At 65.4% G+C, this 25,550-nt stretch carries 19 protein-coding genes; all 19 read left to right on the top strand.

The genetic code is table 11. From position 1 onward, the window contains the following. Positions 1–2: 2 nt before the first annotated feature. The 19 genes from ACG04Q_RS24870 (at position 3) to xrtA (ending at position 25,349) form a co-directional block, all read left to right on the top strand. Positions 3–425: a DNA polymerase III subunit chi gene (locus ACG04Q_RS24870; protein ID WP_394514457.1), complete on the top strand. Its 423-nt coding sequence runs from the start codon at positions 3–5 to the stop codon at positions 423–425. 124 nt (positions 426–549) lie between these two features. Next, positions 550–1,692 (top strand): branched-chain amino acid ABC transporter substrate-binding protein, encoded by a 1,143-nt coding sequence (locus ACG04Q_RS24865; protein WP_394514455.1) that lies wholly within the window; start codon positions 550–552, stop codon positions 1,690–1,692. Positions 1,693–2,354: 662 nt separating this feature from the next. After that, entirely contained in the window at positions 2,355–3,737 is a 1,383-nt protein-coding gene (locus ACG04Q_RS24860; protein WP_394514453.1) for a TIGR03013 family XrtA/PEP-CTERM system glycosyltransferase, read from the top strand. Between the two features lie 60 nt (positions 3,738–3,797). Further along, a complete protein-coding gene (gene prsK, locus ACG04Q_RS24855) occupies positions 3,798–5,948 on the top strand; it encodes an XrtA/PEP-CTERM system histidine kinase PrsK (protein ID WP_394514451.1) in 2,151 nt (716 codons plus the stop codon). After that, the gene (gene prsR, locus ACG04Q_RS24850; RefSeq protein WP_394514449.1) at positions 5,945–7,309 is read left to right on the top strand and encodes a PEP-CTERM-box response regulator transcription factor; all 1,365 of its coding nucleotides are present in this window, start codon (positions 5,945–5,947) and stop codon (positions 7,307–7,309) included. The genes prsK and prsR overlap by 4 nt, the downstream gene beginning before the upstream one ends. A 52-nt stretch (positions 7,310–7,361) precedes the next feature. Further along, positions 7,362–10,100, top strand: coding sequence for an XrtA/PEP-CTERM system TPR-repeat protein PrsT (prsT, locus tag ACG04Q_RS24845; protein ID WP_394514447.1), 2,739 nt, complete (start codon positions 7,362–7,364; stop codon positions 10,098–10,100). 80 nt (positions 10,101–10,180) lie between these two features. Further along, positions 10,181–11,437, top strand: a complete 1,257-nt coding sequence (locus tag ACG04Q_RS24840; RefSeq protein ID WP_394514444.1) for a GNAT family N-acetyltransferase — start codon at positions 10,181–10,183, stop codon at positions 11,435–11,437. Positions 11,438–11,774: 337 nt separating this feature from the next. Then, on the top strand, positions 11,775–12,620 hold the full coding sequence (gene pepA / locus ACG04Q_RS24835) for a flocculation-associated PEP-CTERM protein PepA (protein ID WP_394514442.1): 846 nt from the start codon (positions 11,775–11,777) through the stop codon (positions 12,618–12,620). A gap of 200 nt (positions 12,621–12,820) precedes the next feature. Continuing rightward, positions 12,821–13,501: a class I SAM-dependent methyltransferase gene (locus tag ACG04Q_RS24830; RefSeq protein ID WP_394514440.1), complete on the top strand. Its 681-nt coding sequence runs from the start codon at positions 12,821–12,823 to the stop codon at positions 13,499–13,501. A gap of 16 nt (positions 13,502–13,517) precedes the next feature. Further along, positions 13,518–14,378: a ThiF family adenylyltransferase gene (locus ACG04Q_RS24825; protein ID WP_394514438.1), complete on the top strand. Its 861-nt coding sequence runs from the start codon at positions 13,518–13,520 to the stop codon at positions 14,376–14,378. A gap of 300 nt (positions 14,379–14,678) precedes the next feature. Beyond that, positions 14,679–15,272, top strand: coding sequence for an XrtA/PEP-CTERM system exopolysaccharide export protein (locus ACG04Q_RS24820; RefSeq protein ID WP_394514554.1), 594 nt, complete (start codon positions 14,679–14,681; stop codon positions 15,270–15,272). 62 nt (positions 15,273–15,334) lie between these two features. Then, positions 15,335–16,921, top strand: a complete 1,587-nt coding sequence (locus ACG04Q_RS24815; protein ID WP_394514436.1) for an XrtA system polysaccharide chain length determinant — start codon at positions 15,335–15,337, stop codon at positions 16,919–16,921. A gap of 1 nt (position 16,922) precedes the next feature. Then, positions 16,923–17,903 (top strand): XrtA-associated tyrosine autokinase, encoded by a 981-nt coding sequence (locus ACG04Q_RS24810; protein WP_394514433.1) that lies wholly within the window; start codon positions 16,923–16,925, stop codon positions 17,901–17,903. Then, positions 17,812–19,422, top strand: a complete 1,611-nt coding sequence (locus tag ACG04Q_RS24805; protein WP_394514431.1) for a TIGR03016 family PEP-CTERM system-associated outer membrane protein — start codon at positions 17,812–17,814, stop codon at positions 19,420–19,422. Before ACG04Q_RS24810 ends, ACG04Q_RS24805 begins: the two co-directional genes overlap by 92 nt. Positions 19,423–19,447: 25 nt before the next feature. Then, complete coding sequence (locus ACG04Q_RS24800) at positions 19,448–20,545, top strand: XrtA/PEP-CTERM system-associated ATPase (RefSeq protein ID WP_394514429.1); 1,098 nt, start codon at positions 19,448–19,450, stop codon at positions 20,543–20,545. An 11-nt stretch (positions 20,546–20,556) separates the two neighbouring features. Beyond that, a complete protein-coding gene (locus tag ACG04Q_RS24795; protein ID WP_394514427.1) occupies positions 20,557–21,450 on the top strand; it encodes an XrtA system polysaccharide deacetylase in 894 nt (297 codons plus the stop codon). Between the two features lies 1 nt (position 21,451). Further along, a complete protein-coding gene (locus ACG04Q_RS24790) occupies positions 21,452–22,501 on the top strand; it encodes a FemAB family XrtA/PEP-CTERM system-associated protein (protein ID WP_394514425.1) in 1,050 nt (349 codons plus the stop codon). 89 nt (positions 22,502–22,590) lie between these two features. After that, positions 22,591–23,781 (top strand): TIGR03087 family PEP-CTERM/XrtA system glycosyltransferase, encoded by a 1,191-nt coding sequence (locus tag ACG04Q_RS24785; RefSeq protein WP_394514423.1) that lies wholly within the window; start codon positions 22,591–22,593, stop codon positions 23,779–23,781. Beyond that, entirely contained in the window at positions 23,775–25,349 is a 1,575-nt protein-coding gene (gene xrtA, locus ACG04Q_RS24780; RefSeq protein ID WP_394514421.1) for an exosortase A, read from the top strand. The genes ACG04Q_RS24785 and xrtA overlap by 7 nt, the downstream gene beginning before the upstream one ends. Positions 25,350–25,550: the final 201 nt, after the last annotated feature.

Raw genomic sequence — 25,550 nt, 5'->3', positions numbered from 1 at the left:
GCGTGCCGGTCCAGGTCAGCTTCTACAGCGACGCGTCCGAGCCGCTGCACTTCGCCTGCCGGCTCATCCGTCGCGCCCTCGCGTCGGGCAAGCCGGTGGGCGTCTGCGTGCCGGCCGCGCAGGCCGCGCGGCTCGACGAGTTGCTGTGGAGCTTTGAGCCGACCGAGTTCATCGCGCACCGGCGTTGGGACGGAGCCACGCCGACCGTCTCGGGCGAGGTGCTGCTGGTGGATGATGCAAGCCGGCTGCCGCATCGCGGCCTGCTGCTGAACCTGGCGGATTCGATGCCGGGCGATGCGATGGCGTTCGAGCGCGTGTTGGAGGTCATCGGGCGAGAGCCCGACGTCGTCCAGGCGGGCCGTGCGCGTTATCGCCTCTACCAGCAGGCCGGTGCCAAGCTGGACCATTTTTCAGCGGCAGGTTGACCGTCCCGGGTCCACGCTTTCCCGAATGAGGGGCTTTCGGATTTGGGATATGTTCAATTCGTTGAAAACTCAACAGTTCTTGTCTTTCTTCTTTTCTCTCCCTCTTCCAAACCGGAGTTGATCCATGCAAGTCAAAGTGAATGTGTTGGTGGGCGCAGTGGCCGCACTGCTGAGCGGTGTCGCGATGTCGCAGGAGCTGGTCGTCAAGATCGGCCATGTGGGCCCCACCAGCGGCGCCATCGCGCACCTGGGCAAGGACAACGAACTGGGTGCGCGTCTGGCCATCGAAGAGCTGAACGCCAAGGGCGTGACCATCGGCGGCAAGAAGGCCAAGTTTGAACTTCTGGCTGAAGACGACGCGGCTGACCCGAAGCAGGGCACCGCCGCCGCCTCCAAGCTGGTGGACTCCAAGGTCAACGGCGTCGTCGGCCACCTGAACTCCGGCACCTCGATCCCGGCCTCCAAGATCTACAGCGATGCAGGCATTCCGCAGATCAGCCCGTCGGCCACCGCTGTCGAGTTCACGAGCCGTGGCCTGAAGAACACCTTCCGCGTGGTCGCCAACGACGGCCAGCTGGGTGGCACGCTGGGCAAGTACGCCGTCACGACGCTGAAGGCCAAGAAGGTCGCCGTCATCGACGACCGCACCGCTTACGGCCAGGGCGTCGCCAAGGAATTCGAGATGGCCGCCAAGAAGGCTGGCGCGCAAGTGGTGGGCCACGAGTACACCAACGACAAGGCCGTCGACTTCATGACCATCCTGACCACGTTCAAGGCCAAGAAGCCTGACGTTGTCTTCTTCGGTGGCATGGACGCCGTGGCCGGCCCGATGCTGCGCCAGATGAAGCAGCTGGGCATCGAAGCCAAGTTCATGGGTGGCGACGGCATCTGCACGGGCGAACTGCCCAAGCTGGCCGCCGGCACCATGGGTGACGGCCAGGTGGTGTGTGCCGAAGCCGGCGGCGTCGAGGGCGAGGCCAAGAAGTCCATGGACGATTTCCGCGCCAAGTTCAAGGCCAAGTTCAACGCCGACGTGCAGATCTATGCACCTTACGTCTATGACGCCGTCAACGTGATGGTGGACGCCATGGTCCGCGCCAAGTCGGCCGAGCCTGCCAAGTACCTGCCCGAGCTGGCCAAGACCTCCGGCTTCAAGGGTGTGACGGGCGTCATCGCCTTCGACCCCAAGGGCGACATCAAGAACGGCGCGCTGACGCTCTACACCTACAAGGGTGGCGCGCGCGAGCAGATCGCCGTCGTGCGCTGATCCTGCGCTGCCGACACCGCGCCGGCCCGGCGCGGATGCCCCAATCGAAACCCGCCGCCCGGCGGGTTTTTTTGTTGGAGCATGGTTTGTCAAACTGCACGCAATGCGACGACAAATCAATGCCGGTTGCGACAGGTTGATCAAAAAAATCATCTGAGTTGGATTTTCTATATGGGCGCGGAATATTCGCGCTCGGGCCAATGCCCGGCAGTGGCGCTGGCCCAGCTTGAAAGCGAGGTTTCGTCAGATTTCAATGTGGCGGCTGTGCGTTTCGCACGCTTTGTCGGCCATGGTGTCCGGCTTTCATGGTGCTGTCGCCGGCTTTGCGGTCTACTGCCGGCGGCCGCGAAATGCTCGCCTTGAGGCCGCGACGGGGGCCCAGCCTGCCGAGCCGGATTCAGGGGGCAGCCACCCTCCAAACGGGGGGCTTTCAAGCCCCTGTCCCAGAGGCATGATGCCGGCGCGATCGAGGCTGGGCGGGCCACGTCGTTGCGGCGTCAGGCCGGGGTCGATGAAACCTGCCCTGGCGGTCCGTCGGACGGCAGGCGAGCGAGTGCTTCATGCGCTTTCACGCCGAGGTGAATGGAATATCGAGAGATTCGAATTTCGTGGACCGTATGGCAGACGCACAAGGCGCCCAGCAGAACTGATCGGGGATGTAGATGATTCGAATATTCAACCATTACCTGCACAAGCAGACCCTGCTTCAGGTCTTCTTCGATCTCGGTCTGATCGTTTTTGCAGTTATTGCCGTCGTGCTGAGCCAGGGCGAGGCCGCCCAGACGGTGCTGCCTTTCGCAGCGTCCCACGGCCTGTCGCTGGCGGGTTGCATGTTCGTGATCAATTCGGCGACGGGTTTCTACCAGCATGTGCACAACCGCTCCGTGACGGAGTCCTGTGCGCGCGCACTGTTCGGCCTGCTGTTCGGCCTGCCGCTGGCCTATGCCATCTTCAGCCTGGTGCCTTCGGACACCAGCCACCGCGATCTGCTGACGCTGGTGGCGATGGCTGCCGTGGCGGCGGTGATGGTGCACCGCGTTTACGCCGCGCACTCCACCGCCCAGGCGCGCATGCGCAGCCGCATCCTGATTTTCGGTACCGGCCCGGCCGCGCGCGCCGTGGGCAACACGCTGCGTGCGTCTGACCCGCATGCGCAGATCGTCGGTTACTACGCCGGCCCGAACGAAGAACAGCACGAGGTGCCTCAGGGCGAGATCATCAATGACGGCGCCAACCTGACCGAGGCGGCACTGCGCCACAACGTCGACGAGATCGTCGTAGCCCTGAGCGAGCGCCGCGGCGGCAGCATGCCCCTGCGCCAGCTGCTGGATTGCAAGCTGTCCGGCGTGCGCGTTGTCGACATCGCGACCCACTTCGAGAAGACGCTGGCCCAGATCAACATCAAGCACGTCAACGCCGGCTGGCTGGTGTTCGGTGATGGCTTCAGCCAAGGCATGGTGCGGGCCGCGATCAAGCGTGTCTGCGACATCGTCTTCGCTGCGCTGATCCTGGCGGTGGCGTGGCCGGTGATGCTGGTCACGGCGCTGGCCATTCGCATCGAGTCCCGAGGCCCGGTGCTGTATCGCCAGGAGCGCGTGGGCCTGAACGGCGTGCCGTTCAAGGTCATCAAGTTCCGCAGCATGCGAACCGATGCCGAGAAGGACGGCAAGCCGCGCTGGGCTAGCAAGAACGATGACCGCGTGACCGGTGTCGGACGCTTTATCCGCAAGGTGCGCATTGACGAACTGCCGCAGCTTTTCAACGTGCTGTGGGGCGAAATGAGCATGGTCGGCCCGCGTCCGGAGCGACAGTACTTCGTCGACGAACTGATCAGCAAGATTCCGTACTACGCCGTCCGTCACAGCGTGAAGCCGGGCGTGACGGGCTGGGCCCAGGTGCGCTACGAATACGGCTCGACGATTGAGGATTCGGTCGAGAAGCTGCAGTACGACCTCTACTACGTCAAGAACCATTCGCTGTTCCTCGATCTGCTGATCATGCTGGAGACGGTGGCTGTCGTGCTGACGGGCAAGGGCGCCCGCTAGTCCCGTCTTCCTGGCACAAGCGCCGATGCGGCCGGCCGCAGCGGCATGCTTGAATCCGGCATGCCCAGCGTCGCTTTCGACAACTCCCCGACTGCCTTCATCGACGCGTTGGCGCCGCTGGCCTCGCTGCGCAGTCTGGGCGACCTGATCTGCTGCGTCGCCTACGGGTTGTTCGTTCTTTACTTCGCTCAGCGCCTGTGGCGCGGCGGTCTGCCGGTCACGCGGTTGGCGGTGGTTTTCCTCGCGGCCTTGATGGCCAGTGCGCTGTGGGCCGGCGTGTCATTGGTGGACGCGTTCCGCCACTGGTCGGATCGGCTGCCCAGCTGGATCGTTCCCAGTCTGGACCTGTTGCGTTTTGCACTGTGGCTGGCCTTCATGTTGTTGCTGCTGCCGCCTCTGCGGCGGGGCGGTGTGCTGGGCTGGATGCGCGTCGTCTCGGCCGCGGCGGTGATGTTGCAGCTGGGCTTGATCGTGTTGGCTGAGCAGCAGCCGGCTGGTGCCCTGGCGCGTGTGCAGGCATTTGCGTCTTTGGGGCTGGCTGTGCTGGGCCTGATGCTGATCGAACAGGTCTTGCGCAATGCGACCGCCGACGCCCGTTGGAATGCCAAGCCTGTGAGTCTGGCTCTGGGCGGCATCTTTGTCTTCGACCTGTTCATTGGTTCGCAGGCCGTGCTGTTCGAGCGCTTTGATGGCGACGCCTTCAGCGTGCGCTCGCTGGTGCATGCGGCGGCCGTGCCGCTGCTGCTGGTGGCGTCGCGCCGGCACGCGGACTGGCTGGGCAAGCTGCATGTGTCGCGGGCCGCGGTCTTTCACTCGGCGACGCTGTTGCTGGTGGGCATTTACCTGCTGCTGGTGGCTGCCGTCGGCTACCAGGTGCGCTACACCGGCGGTCAGTGGGGGCGCGCGCTGTCGGTGGTGCTCGTGTTCATTGCGCTGGTCGCGCTGGCGCTGCTGGTGGCGTCGGGGTCGATGCGGGCGCGGCTGCGCGTGTACATCAGCAAGAACTTCTTCAGCTATCGCTACGACTACCGCCAGGAATGGCTGCGGTTCACGCAACTGCTGTCCAGTAGCGCCGAGCCGCAGGACACCGCCGAGACCGTCGTGCGGGCGTTGGCCAATCTGGTGGAAAGTCCCAGCGGGATGTTGTGGCTGCAGCGCAGCGCGGACGCGGATTTCGTGCAGGCGGCGCGTTGGAACCTGCCCGCACAGCCTGTTGCTGAGTCGCGCGGTGGCGCGCTCGCGGCGTTCTGGCGCGAGCGCGCCTGGATCGTCGACGTGCAGGAGTGGAGTGAGCGCCGTGACGCCTACCCGGGGCTCGACCTGCCTGACTGGCTGGTCAATGAGCCGCGCTGCTGGCTGCTGATTCCGTTGCTGGTTCGCGAATCGCTGATCGGCTTTGTGGTGCTGGGCCGGCCGCGCGCGGAAGTCGAGTTGAACTGGGAGGTTCGCGACCTGCTGCGCACGGCGGCCAGCCAGGCATCGGGCTATCTCGCCCAGGCCCAGGCCACCGAGGCCTTGCTGGAGGCGCGCAAGTTCGATGCTTTCAACCGCATGTCGGCGTTCGTCGTGCATGACCTGAAGAACATCGTCACGCAGCTGTCGCTGATGATGAAGAACGCCAAGCGGCTGCGCGACAACCCCGAGTTTCAGCAGGACATGCTGGACACCGTCGAGAACTCGCTGGAGAAGATGCGGCAGCTGATGCTGCAGCTGCGCCAGGGTGACAAGCCGCATGGTGTGACGAGCGGCGTTGACCTGGAGCAGATCGCCCGGGGGCTGGCGGCCGCGGCGGCCAGCAAGGGCAGGGTGCTGCTGCTGGACCTTCAACCGGGTGTGAGCACGCGTGGCCACGCCGAGCGCGTCGAGCGTGTGCTGGGCCATGTCGTGCAGAACGCCTTCGATGCGACGCCGCCTGATGGTCGCGTCAGCCTGAAGCTGGATGCGCAGGGAAGCCAGGCCCGCGTTTGCGTGGTGGATAGTGGCTGCGGGATGAGCGAGGATTTCATACAGAATCGTCTCTTCAAGCCTTTCCAGACCACCAAAGCCGCGGGCATGGGCATCGGTGCTCACGAGAGCTATCAATACGTGCAGGAACTGGGAGGCAGCATCAACGTGCAAAGTGAACTGAACCGCGGCACCACCGTGACGCTGCTGCTGCCGCTGTTCCATGCGCAGAGCGATGCGCCGCTGGCCGCTCTGGAAGCCCGATGAGCACACCCCGTCATGCGCCGCTGCTGATCGTCGAAGACGACCTCGCGCTGCAGAAGCAGCTCAAGTGGTCTCTGGACCGCTTCGAGTCCGTCACGGCGGACGACGTCGCCAGCGCCGTGTTGCAGTTCCGCCGCAACAACCCGGCCGTCGTGACGATGGACCTTGGGCTGCCGCCTGACCGCGATTCGGTGTCCGAAGGCTTCAAGTGCCTGGAGAAACTGCTGGAGCTGGACCCGGGCGTCAAGGTCATCGTGCTGACAGGCCAGAACGACCAGGACAACGCACTGCGCGCCATCCGCATGGGTGCCTACGACTTCCTCGCCAAGCCGGTGGACCCGGATGTGCTGGCGCTGACCGTGGAGCGCGCCTACCGCCTCTATGAGTTGCAGCAGGAGAACCGTCGCCTGCAGATGCAGCAGGGCAGTGACGTGCTGGCCGGTCTCGTCACGCGCGACCCGGGCATGCAGCGCGTCTGCCGCATGATCGAGAAAGTCGCATCCAGTGACGCCACCGTGCTGCTGCTGGGTGAGAGCGGCACCGGCAAAGAGGTTCTGGCGCAGGGGCTGCACGATGCGTCGAGGCGCAAGGGCCGTTTCGTCGCGATCAACTGCGCAGCCATTCCCGAGACGCTGCTGGAAAGTGAGCTGTTTGGCTACGAACGCGGCGCCTTCACCGGCGCCACCAAGACCACGCTGGGCAAGATCGAGACTGCCAACGGCGGCACCTTGATGCTCGATGAGATCGGCGACCTGCCGATGTCTCTGCAGGCCAAGCTGCTGCGTTTCCTGCAGGAGCGCCGCATCGAGCGCCTGGGCAGCCGCCAGGAGATCGCTGTGGATGTGCGCATCGTCGGCGCGACGCACCAGGACCTGAAGCGGCAGATCGCCGAAGGGCGCTTCCGCGAGGACCTTTACTACCGGTTGGCCGAGATCGTCGTGCCGATCCCGCCGCTGCGCGAACGCGCGGGTGATGCCGTGCTGCTGGCGCATGCCTTCCTGCGCCGCTTCGCGGCTGAACAGCGGCGTTCCGCATTCAGCCTGTCCGACGACGCCGTGCGTGCGCTCGAGGCGCACGGCTGGCCCGGCAACGTGCGGGAATTGCAGAACCTGGTCAAGCGCGCGTCCATCATGGCGGACGGAGACCGCATCACCAGCCAGGATCTGGGTCTGCAGGCGCCGGCGTCCGCTGACGACGACGAACTGGCGTCGCTGGACCTGAGAACGGTGCGCGAGCGCGCGGAGCGGCAGGTGGTCGTGGCGGCGCTGTCGCGCGCGGACGGCAATATCGTGAAGGCCGCGGAGATCCTCGGTATCAGCAGGCCGACGCTCTACGATCTCATGAGCAAGCTACAGATCAAGTGATGGAACGGGCAGGGAACAACAGGTGAGACCTACACAACGAATTGCCGGGCTCGTGTTGCTGAGCCTGGGGCTGACCTTGGCTGGTTGCGGTGGTGAGTCCGCAGAGAACTTGTTGGCGTCAGCGCGCAAGCACCTTGAGAAGAAGGACAACAGGGCGGCAGTCATTCAACTGAAGAATCTGCTTCAGAAGGACTCGGATCACGCGGAGGGGCGGTTCCTTCTGGGTCGGGCGCTGCTGGACAGTGGCGATGCCGTCGGCGCCGAGGTGGAACTGCAGAAGGCGAAGGATCTGGGCTACGACTCAGATCGCGTCACGCCGCTGCTGGCGCGGATTGCACTCGCCAAGGGGGAGACGCAGAAGATCATCAGCAGCTATGGCGGCCAATCCTTGAAGTCGCCGGCTGCCGAGGCGGAGTTGCAGTCCGTCCTGGCATGGGCCTACCTGGCACAAAACAAGGCTGTGGAGGCGCAGGGTGCCGTCAAGGCTGCATTGACGGCGGACCCTCAACATGTCGGCGCCAGGTTGCTGCAGGTCCGCATGCAGGCCGGCAAGAAGGACGTGCCTGGTGCGCTTGCCGCGCTGGATCAAGTGATTGCGTCTGCGCCCGAGAATTCCGATGCCCGGCAGCTGAAGGGCGAGTTGCTGTTGTTGTCGGGGCAGGAGGATGCTGCGCTCGCGGCTTTCCGTGATGCCATCCAGCGCAATCCTTCGAATGCTGCGGCCCACACGTCAGCGCTCTGGATGCTGCTCGGCAAGAGGGATCTGCCGGCGGCAGAGGCGCAATTGGAAGTGCTTCGGAAGGCAGCGCCGCAGTCGCCTCAAACCAAGTTCTTCACGGCCTCGGTCGCTTTTGAGAAAGATGACCTGAGAACTGCTCTCGAACAGGTTCAGCGCCTGCTGCAGCAGTTGCCGGATGACGTGATGGCCTTGCAGCTGGCCGGCGCCATCGAACTTTCCAAGGGCCTGCTGCTGCAGGCCGAGGCTCACCTCGGCAAGGCGATGCAACTGGCGCCGGCGCAGCCTCGCGTGCGGCTGCTGCTTGCTCAGGCGCATCTGCGCTCGGGCGAGTCTGGCAAGGTTGCAAAGGTACTGCAGCCATTGCTGGAAGCTGATCCACCGCAGTGGGAGCCCCAGGTGTTGATGGCGCAGTCCTACGTGCTCAGCGGCGACGCCGCCAAGGCAGAGCGCTATTTCGAGCGCGCGGCAGCCCTCAATCCGCGTGACACCACCAGTCGGACTGCTCTGGCGTTGGCGCAGGTTGCAAAGGGCAAGACGGAGCAGGGGCTGGAGGCGTTGCGCTCGATCGCTTCGACGGATGCCGGTGTCGTTGCGGACCTTGCGCTCATCAACGCACATCTGCGCCGCAAGGAATTCGACAGTGCGCTCAAGGCCATCGATCGCATGGAGGCCAAGCAACCCAAGTCGCCCTTGGCTGCCGATCTGCGCGGGCGTACCGAGTTGCAACGTGGCAATCCTGACCGGGCGCGAGCGGCTTTTCAGGCGGCGCTGGCCATCAACCCGTCGTTTTTCCCTGCTGCGGCCAGCCTGGCGTCGCTGGAGATGAATGAAGGCAAGTTTGCGGCAGCGCAGCAGCGCTTCGAGACGTTCTCCAAGGCCAACCCCTCCGACGTGCGCGCGGGACTTGCGCTGGCGCGGTTGCGGTCGCAAACGGGAGCATCTGCGGAGGAGGTGGTCGAGGTGCTGGCACGGACGGTCAAGGCCAGTCCGATGGAGGTGGCGCCTCGGCTCGCGTTGATTGCAGCCCATGTGGAGCGCAAGGACTTCAAGGCCGGCGTGACGGTGGCGCAAGAGGGATTGGCGGCGCTTCCCGACAACCCCGAACTGCTCGATGCGCTGGGGCAGGCACAGTACCTTTCTGGCGAGGTCAACCAAGCCGTCGCCACCTACAACCGTGTCGTATCGCTGCAGCCTGCGTCGCCCTTGCCGTTGATGCGTCTTGCCGACATCTACCGTGCCCAGAAGGACTTGCCGGGCGCGACCGCCGCGCTGCGCAAGGCTCTGGAAGTCAGGCCCGATTTCGTGCCGGCCCGTCAGGCGCTGATGGCCTTGGATCTGACCACTGGCCGTCGCAAGGAGGCGCTTGCCACGGCGCGCGCCGTGCAGCGTCAGCCTGGCAACGAGGCGGCAGGCTTTGCACTCGAAGGTGATCTCGAGTTGAGTGGCAAGAACTGGCCTGCAGCGGCCACTGCCTATCGCCAGTCCTTGGCAAAGCGGCCATCGGTGGACGTGGCAATCAAACTGCACCGTGTGCTGGTAATGAGCGGCCAAAGCGATGCGGCTGCCAAGCTTGAGCAGCAGTGGATGTCGTACGCCGCTGCAGCTCCCGCGTTCACCTTCTATCTGGGTGATGCTGCGTTGAACAAGGGGCAGTACGAGTTGGCGCGACAGCGCTATGCCGCGGTACTTCAACTACAGCCTGACAACACTGCTGCGTTGAACAACCTGGCTTGGCTGCTCGGGCGGGAGAACAAGCCCGAAGCACTGGAGCTTGCACAAAAGGCTGTCAAGCTGGCGCCTCGTGAGCCTTCCTATTTGGACACGTTGGCTGAGCTTCAGGCGCGAAAGCAGGATTTCGCCAAAGCGGTGCAGATCCAGTCCACCGCGGTGGCGATTGCGCCGGAGGTGCCGGCCTTTCGACTGCGGCTCGCGAGCTACTATCTGAGCAACAACGACAAGGCCAAGGCAAAGGTGGAGCTTGACCGCTTGGCCGCCCTTGGCGACAAGTTTCCGGGTCAGGCGGAAGTAAAGGCGCTACAGGCCAAGCTCTAGGTGCTCCCGCATCATGCCAATCCAGTCAATCACGCGGTAACGAGATGGCTCAAGTCCGTCGGTCAGGCTTGCAAAAGCAGATGCGCGGCGTGCTCAGGCGCGCGTTCGGCATGCTGCCGACGTCCGTGCGCTTCCCGTTCCTGCGCTACATGATCGATTGCGATCCGGCGCCGGACTCGCGGCTCGAACTCAAGATCGCGGACACCAAGGAAGAGCTCGAGGCGTGCTTCCATCTCCTGCACGATGCCTACGTCGGCAGCGGCTTCATGAAGCCGCATCCCTCCGGCATGCGCATCACGCAGTACCACGCGTTGCCGACCACCACGACGCTGTGCGCCAAGTACGAGGGGCGTGTCGTCGGCACGATGTCGATGATCCGGGAAGGTGTGTTCGGCTTCCCGCTGCAGGCCATTTTCGACCTCGATCCCCTGCGGGCCGAAGGCGGCAAGATCGCCGAGATCTCGGCGCTGGCGGTGCATCCCGACTTCCGCAAGACCGGCGGCTGGATTTTGTTTCCGCTGATGAAGTTCATGTATCAGTACTGCACCAAGTACTTCGATACCCGGCACCTCGTCATTGCCGTCAACCCTGACAAGATCCAGCTGTACGAGGCGCTGCTGTTCTTCCGGCGCATGCAGCAGAAAACCATCGAGGAGTACGACTTCGCCAATGGCGCGCCCGCCGTCGTGGCCTCGCTCGATCTGCGCCAGGCGCCTGCGATCTTCCGCGAGGCGTACAAGGGCAGGCCTCTGCGCAAGAACCTCTACAAGTACTTCGTCGAACTGAAGCTGCCCAACATCCGCCTGCCGCAGCGGCGTTACCACACCACCAACGACCCGGTCATGACGCCGGACCTGCTGGACTATTTCTTCAACCAGAGAAGCGACCTCTTCGCGACGCTGGATGACCGCAAGAAGTCGTTGCTGTGGTCCATCTACACGATGGCGGAGTACCGCACCGTCCTGCCCCTGCTGGACATGGACCCGGTTGGGCCTGTGCACGTGCGGCAGCACCAGCGCTACTCCATCTGCTGCCCGGGCGTGGTCACGTTTGCCACGGCCTCTGGCATGAGGCCTTACATCCTGAATGTCATCGAGATCTCGCTGTCCGGCTTCCAAGCGGAGTGCGAGCTCGATCTGGATGTCGGGCAGGAAGGCGAGGCGATGATCGAACTCGGCGAGAGCGAGAAGACAACGCTGAAGGTGACGTCAGTCCGCAAGACGGAAACCGATGCGGGGGTGTTCGTCGGCTTCAAGCTGGCTGAGCCTGATCGCGTCTGGCGCGAATGCGTTGCTGCGCTGGAAGTCGGGCATACCTCCTACGACCTGATGAACTAGGCTCGGCATGTCGTTGATCTGACGCTGACGTGGCGGAGGGCGCGCGGCAAGCGGTTGCTGGCCGATGTGCGCTCCGTCAGCCAAAGGCTGCAGCCTCCCATTGCGCGGGAGATGGTGCCATCCGTTCTAATGCCTTTGCGTGATGCCGGGCTCCCCCGATGGTGGCTCCCTTGGGGTGATGATGGGATGTCGGAGTTCTTTACAGAGGCAACTCTTGCGGTGCGATCGGGATTTTAAGTTGTTGATTTAAAAAGAATTTTCTCTGTTGGCATGGTGTCTGCTTAGGTGGTGTGTGGCGAAAGATTTAACCGCCTTGTTCACCAACAGGAGAGTTCAAATGATGTTTTCTAAGCAACTGAAGCTGGCTGCGCTGGCGCTTGCATTCGGCGTCGCTGGCGCCCAAGCTGCGCCCGTCGGGTTGCCGCTGCTGATTGAAGAGGGTTCCGTTTCTGGCACCCCCGCCAACGCTTTCTGGGCCGACCAGCTGAGCGGCCAGTACGACGAAGTGGTGACGTTCATCGACGCCACGCACTTCACGACGGTTGCAGTCTTCCGTGCCGGTGCTTGGTATCGCGATGGCTCGACAGTCACCGAAGGTCAGTTCCTCAACGGTCCCGGTGCGTCTGGCTACAACCTGTACGCCAAGTTCATCGGTTCTGGCACTTACTCCACGTCGCTGTCTGGCAGTGACATCGTGACGACGTTCTCGGCGACGCAGAACGCAATTGAGCTGTGGCTCGACCCGTCGCGCAACACCGTCTACAACATTCCCGCCGCGGCAGGTGCGCCGACGCCGGCATTCACCGACCTGGCGCTGACTTCGGGCGCCGCATCTCTGACGGACGACAGGCGTCTTGGCTCTGCTTCCATCACGCTGGCCGCCGGTGGTAATTCGAGCACGGGTCTGGCTAACGGCAACTTCGAGATCGTCTTCGGCGGCTTCACCCTCGATGCGCCGGATGGCGAAAACTATTTCGTCGCTCCGCGCCCCTTCCACATGACGCTGGATCTGAATGGCAATTTCCAGTCGCTGACGCCGGTCGCGGGTACGAGCGTGGCTCTGCGTAACAGCTCTGCGAACGCCTTCTTCTTTAATTCGGTTCCGGAGCCGGGTGCTCTGGCTCTGGCTGGTATCGCCCTGCTGGGTCTGGGTGTCGCCGGCAAGCGCCGCAAGTCGGCCTGATGCTCTGAGCCCGGTTTCGAGCCGGGCTGCGGATGGCAAAGCGCCCCGTCGAAAGACGGGGCGTTTTCTTTTTGTGAACTGCTCACGATCAAGCGATCGTTGGAGAATCTTCAGCAAAAAGGTGTCTTGCCCACTCACGGCGGCAGGTTTGCGCGAGTAGCATGCGACGCTTCCCATCAGATCGAGCGCTTGAGGTGGTCATGGCAATCAATGGTGAAGGTCATCGAAAGTCGGCTGACGAAATTGCCGAAGCCTACAAGTCGGAGCCGTGGTGGTATGACTTGCGCGGCTTCTTCATCCTGACGTTCGCCTACAACAGCACGTTGAACGAGCAGGTCCGCCTGTTTGGTTCAAACATGGGGCCCAGGCACCTCGATGTCGCGTGCGGTACGGCTACCCTGCTGGACCTCATTCTCAAATGGCGTCGCTGGAAGAAATTGCCCAAGGTCGACATCGTGGGCGTGGATTACGCGGAATCCATGCTGGCGGGTGCCATTCGTCGCTTCAAGGGGCAGCCGGGTTTCCGATTTGTGCATGCCGACGCTGCGGAGATGCCATTTGATAGTGCCGCCTTCGACACGGTGAATATTGCCAATGCCATCCATTGCCTGCCGCAGGTCAATGCGGCGCTGCATGAGATGGTGCGGGTGTTGAAGCCGGGCGGCACGCTGGCCGCCAACGTGTTGCTTTATCCAAAAGGGCAGGGTGTTCTTGCCGGTATTGCCAACCGCATCAATGCCTGGGGCATGGAGAAGGGCATCCTGGTGACGCCATATGAGCGCAGCGATATTCGCGAACGTATGGTGCAGGCGGGCTTGGAGATCTTGACTGAAGACGTTTCCGGGAATTGCTACAACGTCGTGGCGCGGAAGCCAGCTTGAGTTGCTGGAGGTTATCGTGAGCGGCCTTTTTGACTACGGCAGTGCCTTCTCCCGCAATATTGGCTGGGTGACACCCGCCGAGCAGGCGCGGCTGCGCGGTGCGCGGGTGGCGGTGGCGGGTCTGGGTGGGGTGGGTGGCGCGCATCTGCTGACCCTGGCGCGGCTGGGTATTGGGAATTTCAATATCGCTGATTTCGACCAGTTCGAGGTTCACAATTTCAATCGACAGGTCGGTGCGGTCATGTCGACGGTCGGTCAATCCAAGGCTGCCGTGCTGGCCGGCATGGCGCGTGACATCAACCCGGAGGCCGATGTGCGCGTCTTTGGCGACGGTGTGACGGCTGAAAACGTTGGCGAATTTCTGAGTGATGTCGACGTCTATGTTGACGGCATTGATTTCTTCGCCATCAAGGCGCGGCGCCTGCTTTTCAAGGCTTGCGAGGAGCGCGGTATCCCTGCATTGACGGCTGCTCCGCTGGGAATGGGGGTGTCGCTGCTCTATTTCAAGCCCGGCGCCATGAGTTTCGAGCGGTACTTCCGGGTGGAGGGGCGCGATGAAATGGAGCAATATGCGCGCTTCATTGCCGGGTTGTCGCCGGCCATGCTGCAGAGGAGTTATCTTGTTGAGCCGGGTGCAGTGAATTTCAGCGAGCGCCGCGGTCCGTCGACGATGATGTCCTGCGATCTGTGTGCCGGTGTCATGGGGACATCGGTGCTCAAGGTGCTGCTGGGGCGCGGTCGGCTGCGAGCGGCGCCCTGGGCGCTGCAATTCGATGCCTACCACCAGAAGCTGAGATATACATGGCGGCCGCTTGGCAACGCCAATCCGCTGCAGCAACTGCTGATGGCATTCATTCGGCCAGTATTGAAGTTATAGCCGGACCGCCGTTCTCGCGAGGGTCACGGCAGCGCGTCCGCTGCGCGGTTCTGGGCCGCTGCGTGCTTCTCCACGCTGCTTGCGGCCATCCCCCTCGCCTCGGGGCGCATGGGATGTTTGGGCAGGTGGGCTGTGGCATCATGAACAGCTTTCGGTCCTCGGCGCCATGCCGGGGTCTTTGACGATCATTCGAGCAGGGGATTCGCTTTGAAGAAGCTTCACAGCCCACAGGTGTTCGGCACGATGCTGAAGTCGCTGTCTGGCAAGGTGGCCCGATGGGTGTCCCGTCCCGCTGTTTGCATGTCCGCCGCCGGCGCGATGTTGCTGGCGGGTTGCGGCGTGATGGGTGGGGGTGCCCACCCCCCTGCACCGGCCAGCGCTGCGTCGGAAGACTACAGCTACATCATCGGCGCCGGTGACAGCCTCAACATCCAGGTGTGGCGCAATCCTGAACTGTCCATGTCGGTGCCGGTGCGGCCCGACGGCAAGATCGCCGCGCCGCTGGTGGACGAGATGGTGGTGCAAGGGAAGACGTCGGTGCAGGTGGCGCGCGATGTCGAGAAGCAACTCAGCAAGTACGTTCGTGATCCGGTCGTGACGGTCATCGTCACCGGCTTCGTCGGCCCCTACAGCGAGCAGATCCGCGTCGTCGGCGAAGCGACGCGGCCGCAGTTCCTGCCGTTCAAGCAGAAGATGACGCTGCTGGACGTGATGATCGCCGTCGGCGGTCTGACTGACTTCGCCGCAGGCAACAGTGCCACGATTCTGCGTACCGCGGAGGGCAACAAGCAGTACTCGGTCCGGTTGAAGGACCTGATCAAGCGTGGCGACGTGACGGCCAACGTCGAGATGCGTCCGGGCGACATCCTCATCATTCCTCAGAGCCTGTTCTGATTTGAGAGAGTCGACGACTGGGTCGCCGACTGCTCCGAGAGCTTTAACCGAGACAGTTGCAGATGGAATTGCTGATTGCTCAGCTGCTGATCATCGTCCGGCGGATGTGGAAGTACCGCTGGGTGGGGCTGGCGGTCGCCTGGGTGGCGGGCCTGGTGGGGGCGGTGGTCGTGTTCGTGCTGCCGGACCGTTATGAGGCCAGCGCTCGCATCTACGTCGACACGCAGTCCATCCTCAAGCCGCTGATGGCGGGGCTGGCCGTGCAGCCCAATGTCGACCAGCAGGTGTCGATGCTCAGCCGCACGCTGATCACCCGCCCCAATGTCGAGAAGCTGGTGCGCATGGCAGACCTGGATCTGAAGAACCAGTCCAAGGCGCAGCAGGAAGCCACCATCGATGCGGTGTCCAGCAATCTGTCCATCCAGAGCAGCGGGCGCGACAACCTCTACATCCTGGGCTATCGCGACAGCGACCCCGAGACGGCCAAGCGCGTCGTGCAGTCGCTGGTGTCCATCTTCGTGGAGTCCAGCCTGGGGGCGACGCGCAAGGACACGTCCACCGCGACGACGTTCATCAACGAGCAGATCAAGGCCTATGAGGCCAAGCTCGAGGAGGCGGAGACGCGGCTGAAGGAGTTCCGGCTGAAGAACCTGTCGATGGCCATGGATGGCAAGGATTCGGCGGGACACATCGCGGAAGTGGGGGCGCAGCTCGAGCGGGCGCGCCTGGAGTACCGCGAGGCACTGAATGCGCGCGATGCCGCCAAGGCGCAACTGGAGGCGGAGAAGGCGCGTGGCGGTGCGCAGACGACGACGCAGAGCCTGCTGCAGGAATCCAACGCCAACGTCAGCACGCCCGAGCTCGATGCGCGGCTGGCCGAACTGCGGCGCAACCTCGACGCGCTGTTGCAGCGCTACACGGAACAGCATCCGGACATCATTTCAACGCGCAAGCTGATCAAGGACCTGGAAGAGCAGCGCAAGCGTGAGCTTGCGGAGCTGCGCAAGGCCGCCGTGGCGATGCCCAGCTTGAATGCCGGCCAGAGCGGCGGCAGCCTGGCCGTGCAGGAAATGGTGCGTCTGCTGGCGACGTCCGAGGTGCAGGTCGCGTCGCTGAGGGCACGCGTCGATGAGTATTCCGCTCGCTACGCACAGGCCATGACGGCGTTGAAGACCGCCCCGCAGGTCGAGGCGGAGCAGGCACAGCTCAACCGCGACTACGCCATCCACAAGAAGAACTACGAAGATCTGGTGCAGCGGCGCGAACAGGCGTCGATCTCGGGCGAGCTGGACGTGGCCTCGGGCGTGGCGGACTTCCGCGTCATCGACCCGCCGCGCGCCAACCCCAAGCCGGTGGCACCGAACCGCCTGCTGATGTTGGCGGGCGCCATGGCGGCCGCGCTGGGTGCCGGCGTGTTCACGACCTTCGCCGCCAGCCAGCTGCGTCCGGTGTTCCATGACGCGAACGACCTGCGTGCCCGGGTGGAGCTGCCCATTCTGGGGGTGGTGACGCGTCTGGTGACGGACGCCGATCGGGCGCGCCAGCGTGTCGACCTGATCCGCTTCTCCGCGGGGGCGGGGGGATTGCTGGTGATGTTTGCCATCGCCCTGACGGTGTTGGCCGTCCAACTGAGTCGGCAGGTGGTTTGACATGACGAGCTTGATCGAACAGGCCGCCCAGCGGCTGGAGCAGTTGCGCCAGGCTGGCGTGGTGTTGCCGGGGGATGAGCAGGCTGCGCCCGCCGCCGAACCCGGGGCAGCAGCCCCGGCAGTGCCTGCACGGGCGCCGGCGCCGGCCGCCGTGCCGGCGAAGCCCCAGGTGGGCATCTCGGTGGTGGAGGACGGCGCGCACCCGTCATCCAAGCGTGTCGAGCTGGACGTGGTGGCGCTGGCTGCGCAGGGCTTCCTGATGCCACACACGCCGCGCTCGCAGACGGGCGACCAGTACCGCGTCATCAAGCGTCCGCTCATCAAGAACGCGATGGGCAAGGGGGCGGCGACGATCAACCATGCCAACCTGCTGATGGTGACCAGCGCGCTGGCGGGCGAGGGCAAGAGCTTCACGTCCATCAACCTGGCTCTCAGCATCGCGGCCGAGTTGGACAACACGGTCATGCTGGTCGACGCGGACGTGGCACGTCCTTCGGTGCTGCGCATGCTGGGGCTGCCGCAGGGGCCGGGGTTGCTGGATGTGCTGGAGGGGCGTGTCGACATGTCCGAGGTGCTGCTGCGCACCAACGTCGAGAAGCTGACCATCCTGCCCAGCGGCACGCCGCATTCCCGCGCCACCGAACTGCTGGCCAGCGACTCGATGAGCCATCTGCTCGATGACATGGCCAAGCGTTACCCTGACCGCATCATCATCTTCGACTCCCCGCCGCTGCTGCTGACCACCGAGTCGCGCGTGCTGGCGTCGCACATGGGCCAGATCATCATCGTCGTCCATGCCGAGAAGACGCCGCAGAGCGCGGTGCAGCAGGCGCTGGCGGCCATCGAGAACTGCCCCGTCAAGATGATGCTGCTCAACCAGGCCAGCCCCAATGCGGCAGGCGGGTACGGCTACGGATACGGCTACGGGTATGGCTACGGGTATGGCTACGGCTATGGCAGCAATGACTCGGCGCAAAGCTGAGCCCCGCCATCTCGCCATCGCACTCGCCGCCTGGGGAGCTCTGGCACAAGCCCAGGACGGCGCCGCAGGTGCCGGCCGTGGGCTCACGGTCGCGCCGCGGCTGAGCGTGATGCAGAGCTGGACGGACAACCTGCAGCTGACGGAACAGAACAAGGATGCCGCGCTGGTGACGACGCTGGCGCCGGGACTCAGCATCACGGCCAACAACGGCAGCCTGCGTGGCACGCTGGACTACACGCTGAACGGCATTGCCTACCTGAAGAGCGATCAGCCATCCCGCGTGCAGAACGCGTTGACGGCCAACGCGCGCGCCGAGCTCGTCAGCCAGACGCTGTTCGTCGACATGAAGGCCAACATCGGGCAGCAGAGCAGCTCGGCCTTCGGCTTGCAGAGCGCGCCGACCTCCGGTTCGCAGGGCGCCGTGTCGAATCTGGCCAACCCCAACCAGCGCGAGACCATGACGCTGGCAGTCTCGCCGTCGCTGCGCGGCATGCTGGGGGGCTGGGCGACGTATGAGCTGCGTGGCGACTACACGCAGACAGAGGCGCGCGGCTCCAGCCTCGGCGACAGCCGTGGCAACGCCGGCTCGCTGCGCCTGAGCCAGGCGAATGCGGGGCTGCTGGGCTGGTGGTTGCAGGTCAGTACGCAGCAGTTCAAGTCGGCGGCTGCGCCCGCCAATCGCGACACGTCACTGCGGCTGGGCATGAACTACCGGCCGGACCCCGACTGGACCTTCACCGCCAACGTGGGCCGCGAGCGCTCCAACTACCTCGGTGCAAGCCAGTCCAGTGGCACGACGGCCGGTGCGTCGGCGGAGTGGACGCCGACCGTGCGTACGCGGCTCGGGGCGGACTGGCAGCGCCACGACTACGGCAGCAGCCATGCGCTGACGGCCGAGCACCGTCTGCAGCGTGCGGCGCTGCGCTACACCGACTCGCAGAGCACCATGCTCGGCAACACCGGGGGCGGCGGTGGCGCCCGCACGAACTACGACCTGTTCTTCCTGCTGTATGCCTCGCGCGAACCGGACCCGATCAAGCGGGATCTGCTGGTGCGCAGCGAGCTGCTGCGGTTGGGCCTGTCGCCCGACGGTGTGGCGGCCACGGGCTTCCTGTCGTCCGGCCCCAGCCGCCTGCGCACCCAGCAACTGGCCCTCACGCTGCAGGGCGTTCGCACCACGCTGACGGCGCAGCTGACCCGCTCGCTGTCCAGCCGGCTGGGCAGCAACCAGAACGGCGGTGACCTGGCCAACACGTCGCGCGTCGAGCAGCGCTCCTATTCGCTGTCGGCCGGCTACCAGTTGACCCCGACGTCGGGGCTGTCGCTGGTGGCGTCCCGCCAGGAGACGCAGGGCGACAACGCCAACCAGTCCACGCAGCTGACCAGTTGGTTCGCCAACTGGACGGGGCGGCTGGGCTCGCGCATGGATATGCAGCTCGGCGTGCGGCGCAGCCAGTATGAAGGCAGCACGCCTTACACCGAGAATGCGGCCTACGCCAGCCTGACCCAGCAGTTCTGACCGAAACGATCCAGGCCCACTGAACATGTACGAAGCCTTCTACGGCCTGAGCAGCAAGCCCTTCCAGCTCAGCCCGGACCCGAACTTCTACTACGGCAGCAAGCAGCACCGCCGGGCCAAGGCCTACCTGGACTACGGCGTGCTGCGCAACGACGGCTTCATCGTCATCACCGGCGAGATCGGCGCCGGCAAGACGACGCTGCTGCGCGGCCTGCTCGACAGCCTGAACCGCAGCAACGTCGTCATCGGCAATGTCGTCACGACGCAGCTCGACGCGGAGGACACGCTGCGCATGGTGGGTGCGGCGTTCGGCGTGCGCGTGAAGGATGCGCCCAAGTCCGAGCTGCTGATGACGCTGGAGGCGTTCTTCGTCAACCAGGTCACGCAGGGCAAGCGCTGCCTGCTCATCGTCGACGAGGCGCAGAACCTGACCGCCCGCGCGGTGGAGGAGCTGCGCATGCTGTCCAACTTCCAGTTCGCCAACCAGTCGCTGCTGCAGACCTTCCTGGTCGGCCAGCCGGAGTTCCGCGGCATCCTGCAGAAGCCGGAGATGGAGCAGTTCCGCCAGCGCGTGGCGGCCACCTGCCACATCGGCCCGCTGGACGAGGACGAGACGCAGCGTTACATGGAGCACCGGCTGAAGTGCGCGGGCTCCACCGGCAAGCCCACCTTCGACCACGACGCGTTTCCCGCCATCCACAAGGCCAGCAACGGCATCCCGCGCCGCATCAACCGGCTGTGCGACCGTCTGCTGCTGCTGGGCTTCATGCAGGGCCGCACCCACCTGACGCTGGCCGACGTGAAGGAAGTGCTGCGCGACATCGCGCAGGAAAGCGAGACGCCGCGCCACAGCGACGCCAGTCCGCTGGACAGCGTGCCCGCCAAGCTGCCCGACAGCCGCCCCGCGGCGCTGGACAGCGCGCCCGGCGCGCTCGACGTGTCACGCCTGAAGATCAGCGCGGCCGAGGTGGACGGCCTGTCCAGCGAGATCGCGGCGCTCAACGCTGACCACCACACCGACCGGTTGCAGCGCCTGGAGCGCAGCATGATGCGGCTGGAGCGCATCAACCTGCAGACGCTGGCGCTGCTGCAGAAGCTGGTCGACGCCGTCAAACAGCACTGAGGTTGTCGATCATGCTGATGCCCGCCAAGAACCCCACCCCGCGCAATGCGATGAGCATCGACGTGGAGGACTACTTCCAGGTTTCCGCGTTCGCGCCCTACATCCGCCGCGAGGACTGGAACGGGCTGGAGTGCCGCGTCGAGCGCAACATCGCCAGCATCCTCGCGCTGCTGGCCGAGAAGAACGTCAAGGCGACGTTCTTCACGCTGGGCTGGATCGCCGAGCGCTATCCGCAGGTCGTCAAGGCCATCGTGGCCGGCGGCCATGAACTGGCCAGTCACGGCTACGGCCATGAGCGCGCCAGCGACCTGAGCCCCGCCGCCTTCCTCGAAGACATCGCCAGCGCCAAGAAGCTGCTGGAGGACCTGGGCGGCGTGCCCGTCGTCGGCTACCGCGCGCCCAGCTTCTCCATCGGCAAGGGCAATCTGTGGGCCTTTGACGTGCTGCGCGATGCCGGCTACCGCTACTCCAGCAGCGTCTACCCCATCGCCCACGATCACTACGGCATGCCCGACTCGCCGCGCTTTGCCTACCCGGTGCGCGAGGGGCTGCTGGAGATCCCGGTGACGACGCTGCGCATGGGTTCGAAGAACCTGCCCAGCAGCGGCGGGGGCTACTTCCGGTTGCTGCCCTACGCGCTGTCACGCTGGATGATTCGCCGCGTCAACGAGGTGGATGGCCAGTCGGCGGTCTTCTACTTCCATCCGTGGGAGATCGATCCCGGCCAGCCCCGCGTGCCCGGCATCGACGCCAAGACGCGTTTCCGCCACTACGTCAACATCGAGCGCACCCACGGCCGCATCGCCCGGCTGCTGGAGGATTTCCGCTGGGGGCGCATGGACGAGATCTTCCTCGGCCGCGAGTCCAGCCCGGGCGCTGTCGAACGTTCGCTGAGCCCGGCCTGACATGACATCCGCCCTCCGAATTGCGCGGCTGGCCGCGCAGGACAAAGCCTTGTCCGCGCGCTGGGACGCCTTCGTGTTCGCGCACCCTCAGGCCACCTTCTTTCACCGCAGCGGTTGGTTGCGCGTCATCGAATCGGTGTTCGGCCACCGGGGCTTCTTCCTGTATGCCGAACGTGACGGCGCCATCGAGGGCGTGCTGCCGCTGGCCGAGGTGAAGAGCCGGCTGTTCGGTCACTCGGTCACCAGCCTGCCGTTTGCCGTCTACGGTGGCGTCGCCGCGCTGAACGACGAGGCGGCCGCGGCGCTGGAGGCCGAGGCCGAGAAGATCGCGCGAGGGCAGGGGGCCGAGCACCTGGAGTACCGCAACCTCGGCCCCACTCGCCATGCCGACTGGCCGCGCCAGGATCTCTACGTGACCTTCCGCAAGGAAATCCTTGCTGACGAAGAGGCCAACATGCTGGCCATCCCGCGCAAGCAGCGCGCGATGGTGCGCAAGGGCATCAAGAACGAACTGCAGGCGGGCATCGATCCGAACGTCGACCGCTTCTTCGACCTGTACGCCGACAACGTGCACCGCCACGGCACGCCGGCGATGCCGAAGAAGTATTTCCAGGCGCTGCTGGACGAGTTCGGCGCCGATGCCGAGGTGCTGACGGTGACGGCGCCCGATGGCCGGCCGCTGTCGTCGGTGCTGAGCTTCTATTTCCGCGACGAGGTGCTGCCCTACTACGCCGGCGACGACGTCGCAGCACGCGACCTCGCCGCCAACGACTTCAAGTACTGGGAGCTGATGCGCCGCGCCTGTGCCCGCGGCCTCAAGGTCTTCGACTACGGCCGCAGCAAGCAGGGCACCGGGCCCTATGCGTTCAAGAAGAACTGGGGCTTCGAGCCGCAGCCGCTCTCCTACGAATACCGGCTGTTCAAGCGCGATTCGATCCCGCAGAACAACCCGAACAACCCCAAGTACCAGTTGATGATCAAGGCCTGGCGCAAGCTGCCCATCGGTGTGGCGAACTGGCTGGGGCCCTTCATCGTCAAGAACCTCGGCTGAGGGCGGATGCATGACGCCCCCCACGCTCACTTCATTCGCTGCCCCCCGAGTGGTGCGTCAGCGCCTTCGGGCGGCCGGGCGGCGCTGACATGAAGATCCTCTACCTCGTCCACCGCCTGCCCTACCCGCCCAACAAGGGCGACAAGGTGCGCTCCTACCACCTGCTCAAGCATCTGGCGGCGCGGCACGAGGTGCATCTCGGCACCTTCGTCGACGACCCCGACGACGAGCAGCACCTGCCCACCGTGCGCGCGCTGTGCGCCGGCCTGCATGCCGCGCGGCTGAGCCCGCGCTCCGCCAAGCTGCTGAGCCTGCGTGGCCTGCTGAGCGGCGAGGCGCTGAGCCTGCCGTACTACCGCGATGCTGGCCTGCAGGCCTGGGTGGACGAGACGGCGGCCCGCGTGGGCTTCGACGCCGTGGTCGTCTTCAGCGGCGTGATGGCGCAGTACGCGCCCGCGGGGCTGCGGCGGCTGGTGGATTTCGTCGATGTCGACTCCGCCAAGTGGCGCGACTACGCGCCCGAGCATGCCTGGCCGCTGTCCTGGCTTTACCGGCGCGAGTTCGCCAAGCTGCTGGGCTTCGAGCAGCGCGTGGCTCGCGAGGCCGCCTGCAGCTTCTTCGTGACGGACCACGAGGTCGCGCTGTTCCGTGAACTCAGCCCTGGCTTGACGGCCAACCTCGCCGCGCTGGGTAACGGCGTCGATGCCGACTTCTTCGCGCGCGACGCTGCACGCGCCAGCCCGTTCGCGGCCGGCGAACTGCCGCTGGTGTTCACCGGCGCGATGGACTACTGGCCCAATGTCGACGCTGTCGGCTGGTTCGTGCGCGACATGCTGCCGGCGCTGCGCGACCGCTTCCCGGCGCTGCGCTTTCACATCGTCGGCCGCAGCCCGGCGCCGGCCGTGCAGGCTCTGGCCGGTGACGCGGTGAACGTCACCGGCACGGTGCCCGACGTGCGGCCCTATCTGCAGCACGCCGCGGCAGTCGTCGCGCCGCTGCGCCTGGCCCGCGGCATCCAGAACAAGGTGCTGGAGGCGATGGCGATGTCCCGGCCGGTCGTCGCGGCGGGCAGCTGCGTGCGTGCCATCACCGCGGCCGATCAGCCCGGCTTGCAGCCGGCCGAGGACGCGGCGGGCTACATCGCCCGTCTCGGCGCGCTGCTGGCCGACCCGGCGGCGGCGGACGCTGCGGGCCGCGTCGCGCGTGAGTTCGTCGTCGGCGCCTACAGCTGGGATGCCCATTTGTCCCGGCTGGACCAGCACCTGGAGGCCGCATGCTGAAGCTCCCGCCGCCCTGGCGACTGCCGCTGCTGGCGCTGGCCCTGGCCTGGGCGCTGCTCGCAGCGCTGTATTACGAGACCGGCGCGGCGATGGTGTTCATCTGGAACCGCTCCGAGACCTTCGCGCACGCCTGGGTCGTGCCGCCCATCTCGGCCTGGCTGGTGTGGCGGCTGCGGGCCGACCTGGCCGTCGTCGCGCCCACGCCGTCGCTGCGCTGGCTGTGGCTGATGCCGTTGCTCGGGCTGCTGTGGCTGGTCGGTGACGTGGCCGCAGCCAATGCGGCGACGCAGTTCGCGCTGGTCGGGATGTTCGTGCTGATGGTGCCGGCGCTGCTGGGCACCGAGGTGGCCCGCCGCATCGCCTTCCCGCTGGGCTTCCTGTTCTTCGCCGTGCCGTTCGGCGACTTCCTGACGCCGCTGCTGATGGCCTACACGGCCGATTTCACCGTCGTCGCGCTGCGCGCCAGCGGCATCCCGGTGTTCCGCGAGGGGCTGCAGTTCATCATCCCTTCGGGCAACTGGTCCGTCGTGCAGGCCTGCAGCGGCATCCGCTACCTGATGGCCTCGGTGATGGTGGGCGCGCTGTTCGCGTTCCTGAACTACCGCTCGTACAAGCGCCGCTGGGCCTTCGTCGGCGTGGCCATCGTCACGCCGCTGGTGGCCAACTGGCTGCGGGCCTACATGATCGTCATGCTGGGCCACCTGTCCGGCAACACGCTGGCGGTGGGTGTGGACCACCTCATCTATGGCTGGGTGTTCTTCGGCGTCATCATGCTGGCCATGTTCATGATCGGTGCGCGCTGGTCTGAGCCCGATCCCGAGCACGAGCCGGCGCCACCCGCCGGTGTGCAGCCAGCCGCCGGGGCCGCCGTGCGCTGGCCCGTCGTGTGTGTCGCGGTAGCGTTGCTGCTGGCGCTGCCGCCGCTGCTGCGCTCGCAGATGCAGCGCGCCGGCGCCCATGGCCAGCCCTCGCTGGCGGCGCCGGTGTTGCCGGGCTGGGCATGGCGTGCGGAGCCGCTCACCGACTGGCAGCCGGCTTTCGAGAATGCCGCCGGCAGTCTCCATGGCCGCCTCGAACCCAGCGCCGGCGGTGCGCCCGTCGGGCTATTCATCGGCTACTACCGCGAGCAGCGCGCGGGGCGGCAACTGGTCACGTCGGTCAACCAGCTGGTCGACGCCGAGGTGAACAAGGTCTGGTCGCAGACGGCCTCGGGCCAGGCGCAGGTGGACCTGCCCGGCGGTGCCCAGCACTGGCGCATCGGCGAGCTGCGCGGCCAGGCGCTCAGCCAGGTCAGCGGCGGCGGCCACGAGGCGCGCCGGCTGCGCGTCTGGCAGATCTACTGGGTCAACGGGCGGCCCATCGCCAGCGACTGGCAGGCCAAGCTGTACGGCGCCTGGCAGAACCTGCTGGGGCAGGGGGACGATGCGGCCGTCGTGCTGGTCTACGCGAACAAGGACGAGGCCGGCCCGGATGACGCCAGACTGAGGGACTTCGTCCGCGCGCATTGGGCCGCGCTGGACACCGCTTTGCGTGGGGTCCGCGACCGTGACGCGGCCCGCAAACAGTGACAATCACGCGCCTTTCTAGAAACCACAGCAACGAGAACCTATCCATGAACACGCTCGCAGTCATCGGCCTGGGCTACGTGGGCCTGCCCCTGGTGGTGGAGTTCGGCAAGCAGATGCGCACCATCGGCTTCGACATTGCCAAGAACAAGGTCGAGGCCTGCCAGCGCGGCACCGACCCCAGCCGCGAACTGACCGATGAGG

The organism is Pelomonas lactea, assembly GCF_043555885.1.
In the GTDB taxonomy this organism is placed as follows: Bacteria; Pseudomonadota; Gammaproteobacteria; order Burkholderiales; family Burkholderiaceae_C; genus Pelomonas; species Pelomonas lactea.
The sequence above is the reverse complement of the archived record's forward strand: the minus strand, read 5'-3'. Positions and strand labels throughout refer to the sequence as shown.

Bases quoted from the DNA above. Each gene is read 5' to 3' on its own strand.
- ACG04Q_RS24865 (WP_394514455.1), top strand. From the start codon at position 550: ATGCAAGTCAAAGTGAATGTGTTGGTGGGCGCAGTGGCCGCACTGCTG.
- ACG04Q_RS24860 (WP_394514453.1), top strand. From the start codon at position 2,355: ATGATTCGAATATTCAACCATTACCTGCACAAGCAGACCCTGCTTCAG.
- prsK (WP_394514451.1), top strand. From the start codon at position 3,798: ATGCCCAGCGTCGCTTTCGACAACTCCCCGACTGCCTTCATCGACGCG.
- prsR (WP_394514449.1), top strand. From the start codon at position 5,945: ATGAGCACACCCCGTCATGCGCCGCTGCTGATCGTCGAAGACGACCTC.
- ACG04Q_RS24840 (WP_394514444.1), top strand. From the start codon at position 10,181: ATGCGCGGCGTGCTCAGGCGCGCGTTCGGCATGCTGCCGACGTCCGTG.
- pepA (WP_394514442.1), top strand. From the start codon at position 11,775: ATGATGTTTTCTAAGCAACTGAAGCTGGCTGCGCTGGCGCTTGCATTC.
- ACG04Q_RS24830 (WP_394514440.1), top strand. From the start codon at position 12,821: ATGGCAATCAATGGTGAAGGTCATCGAAAGTCGGCTGACGAAATTGCC.
- ACG04Q_RS24820 (WP_394514554.1), top strand. From the start codon at position 14,679: ATGTCCGCCGCCGGCGCGATGTTGCTGGCGGGTTGCGGCGTGATGGGT.
- ACG04Q_RS24815 (WP_394514436.1), top strand. From the start codon at position 15,335: ATGGAATTGCTGATTGCTCAGCTGCTGATCATCGTCCGGCGGATGTGG.
- ACG04Q_RS24810 (WP_394514433.1), top strand. From the start codon at position 16,923: ATGACGAGCTTGATCGAACAGGCCGCCCAGCGGCTGGAGCAGTTGCGC.
- ACG04Q_RS24805 (WP_394514431.1), top strand. From the start codon at position 17,812: ATGCGGCAGGCGGGTACGGCTACGGATACGGCTACGGGTATGGCTACG.
- ACG04Q_RS24800 (WP_394514429.1), top strand. From the start codon at position 19,448: ATGTACGAAGCCTTCTACGGCCTGAGCAGCAAGCCCTTCCAGCTCAGC.
- ACG04Q_RS24795 (WP_394514427.1), top strand. From the start codon at position 20,557: ATGCTGATGCCCGCCAAGAACCCCACCCCGCGCAATGCGATGAGCATC.
- ACG04Q_RS24790 (WP_394514425.1), top strand. From the start codon at position 21,452: ATGACATCCGCCCTCCGAATTGCGCGGCTGGCCGCGCAGGACAAAGCC.
- ACG04Q_RS24785 (WP_394514423.1), top strand. From the start codon at position 22,591: ATGAAGATCCTCTACCTCGTCCACCGCCTGCCCTACCCGCCCAACAAG.
- xrtA (WP_394514421.1), top strand. From the start codon at position 23,775: ATGCTGAAGCTCCCGCCGCCCTGGCGACTGCCGCTGCTGGCGCTGGCC.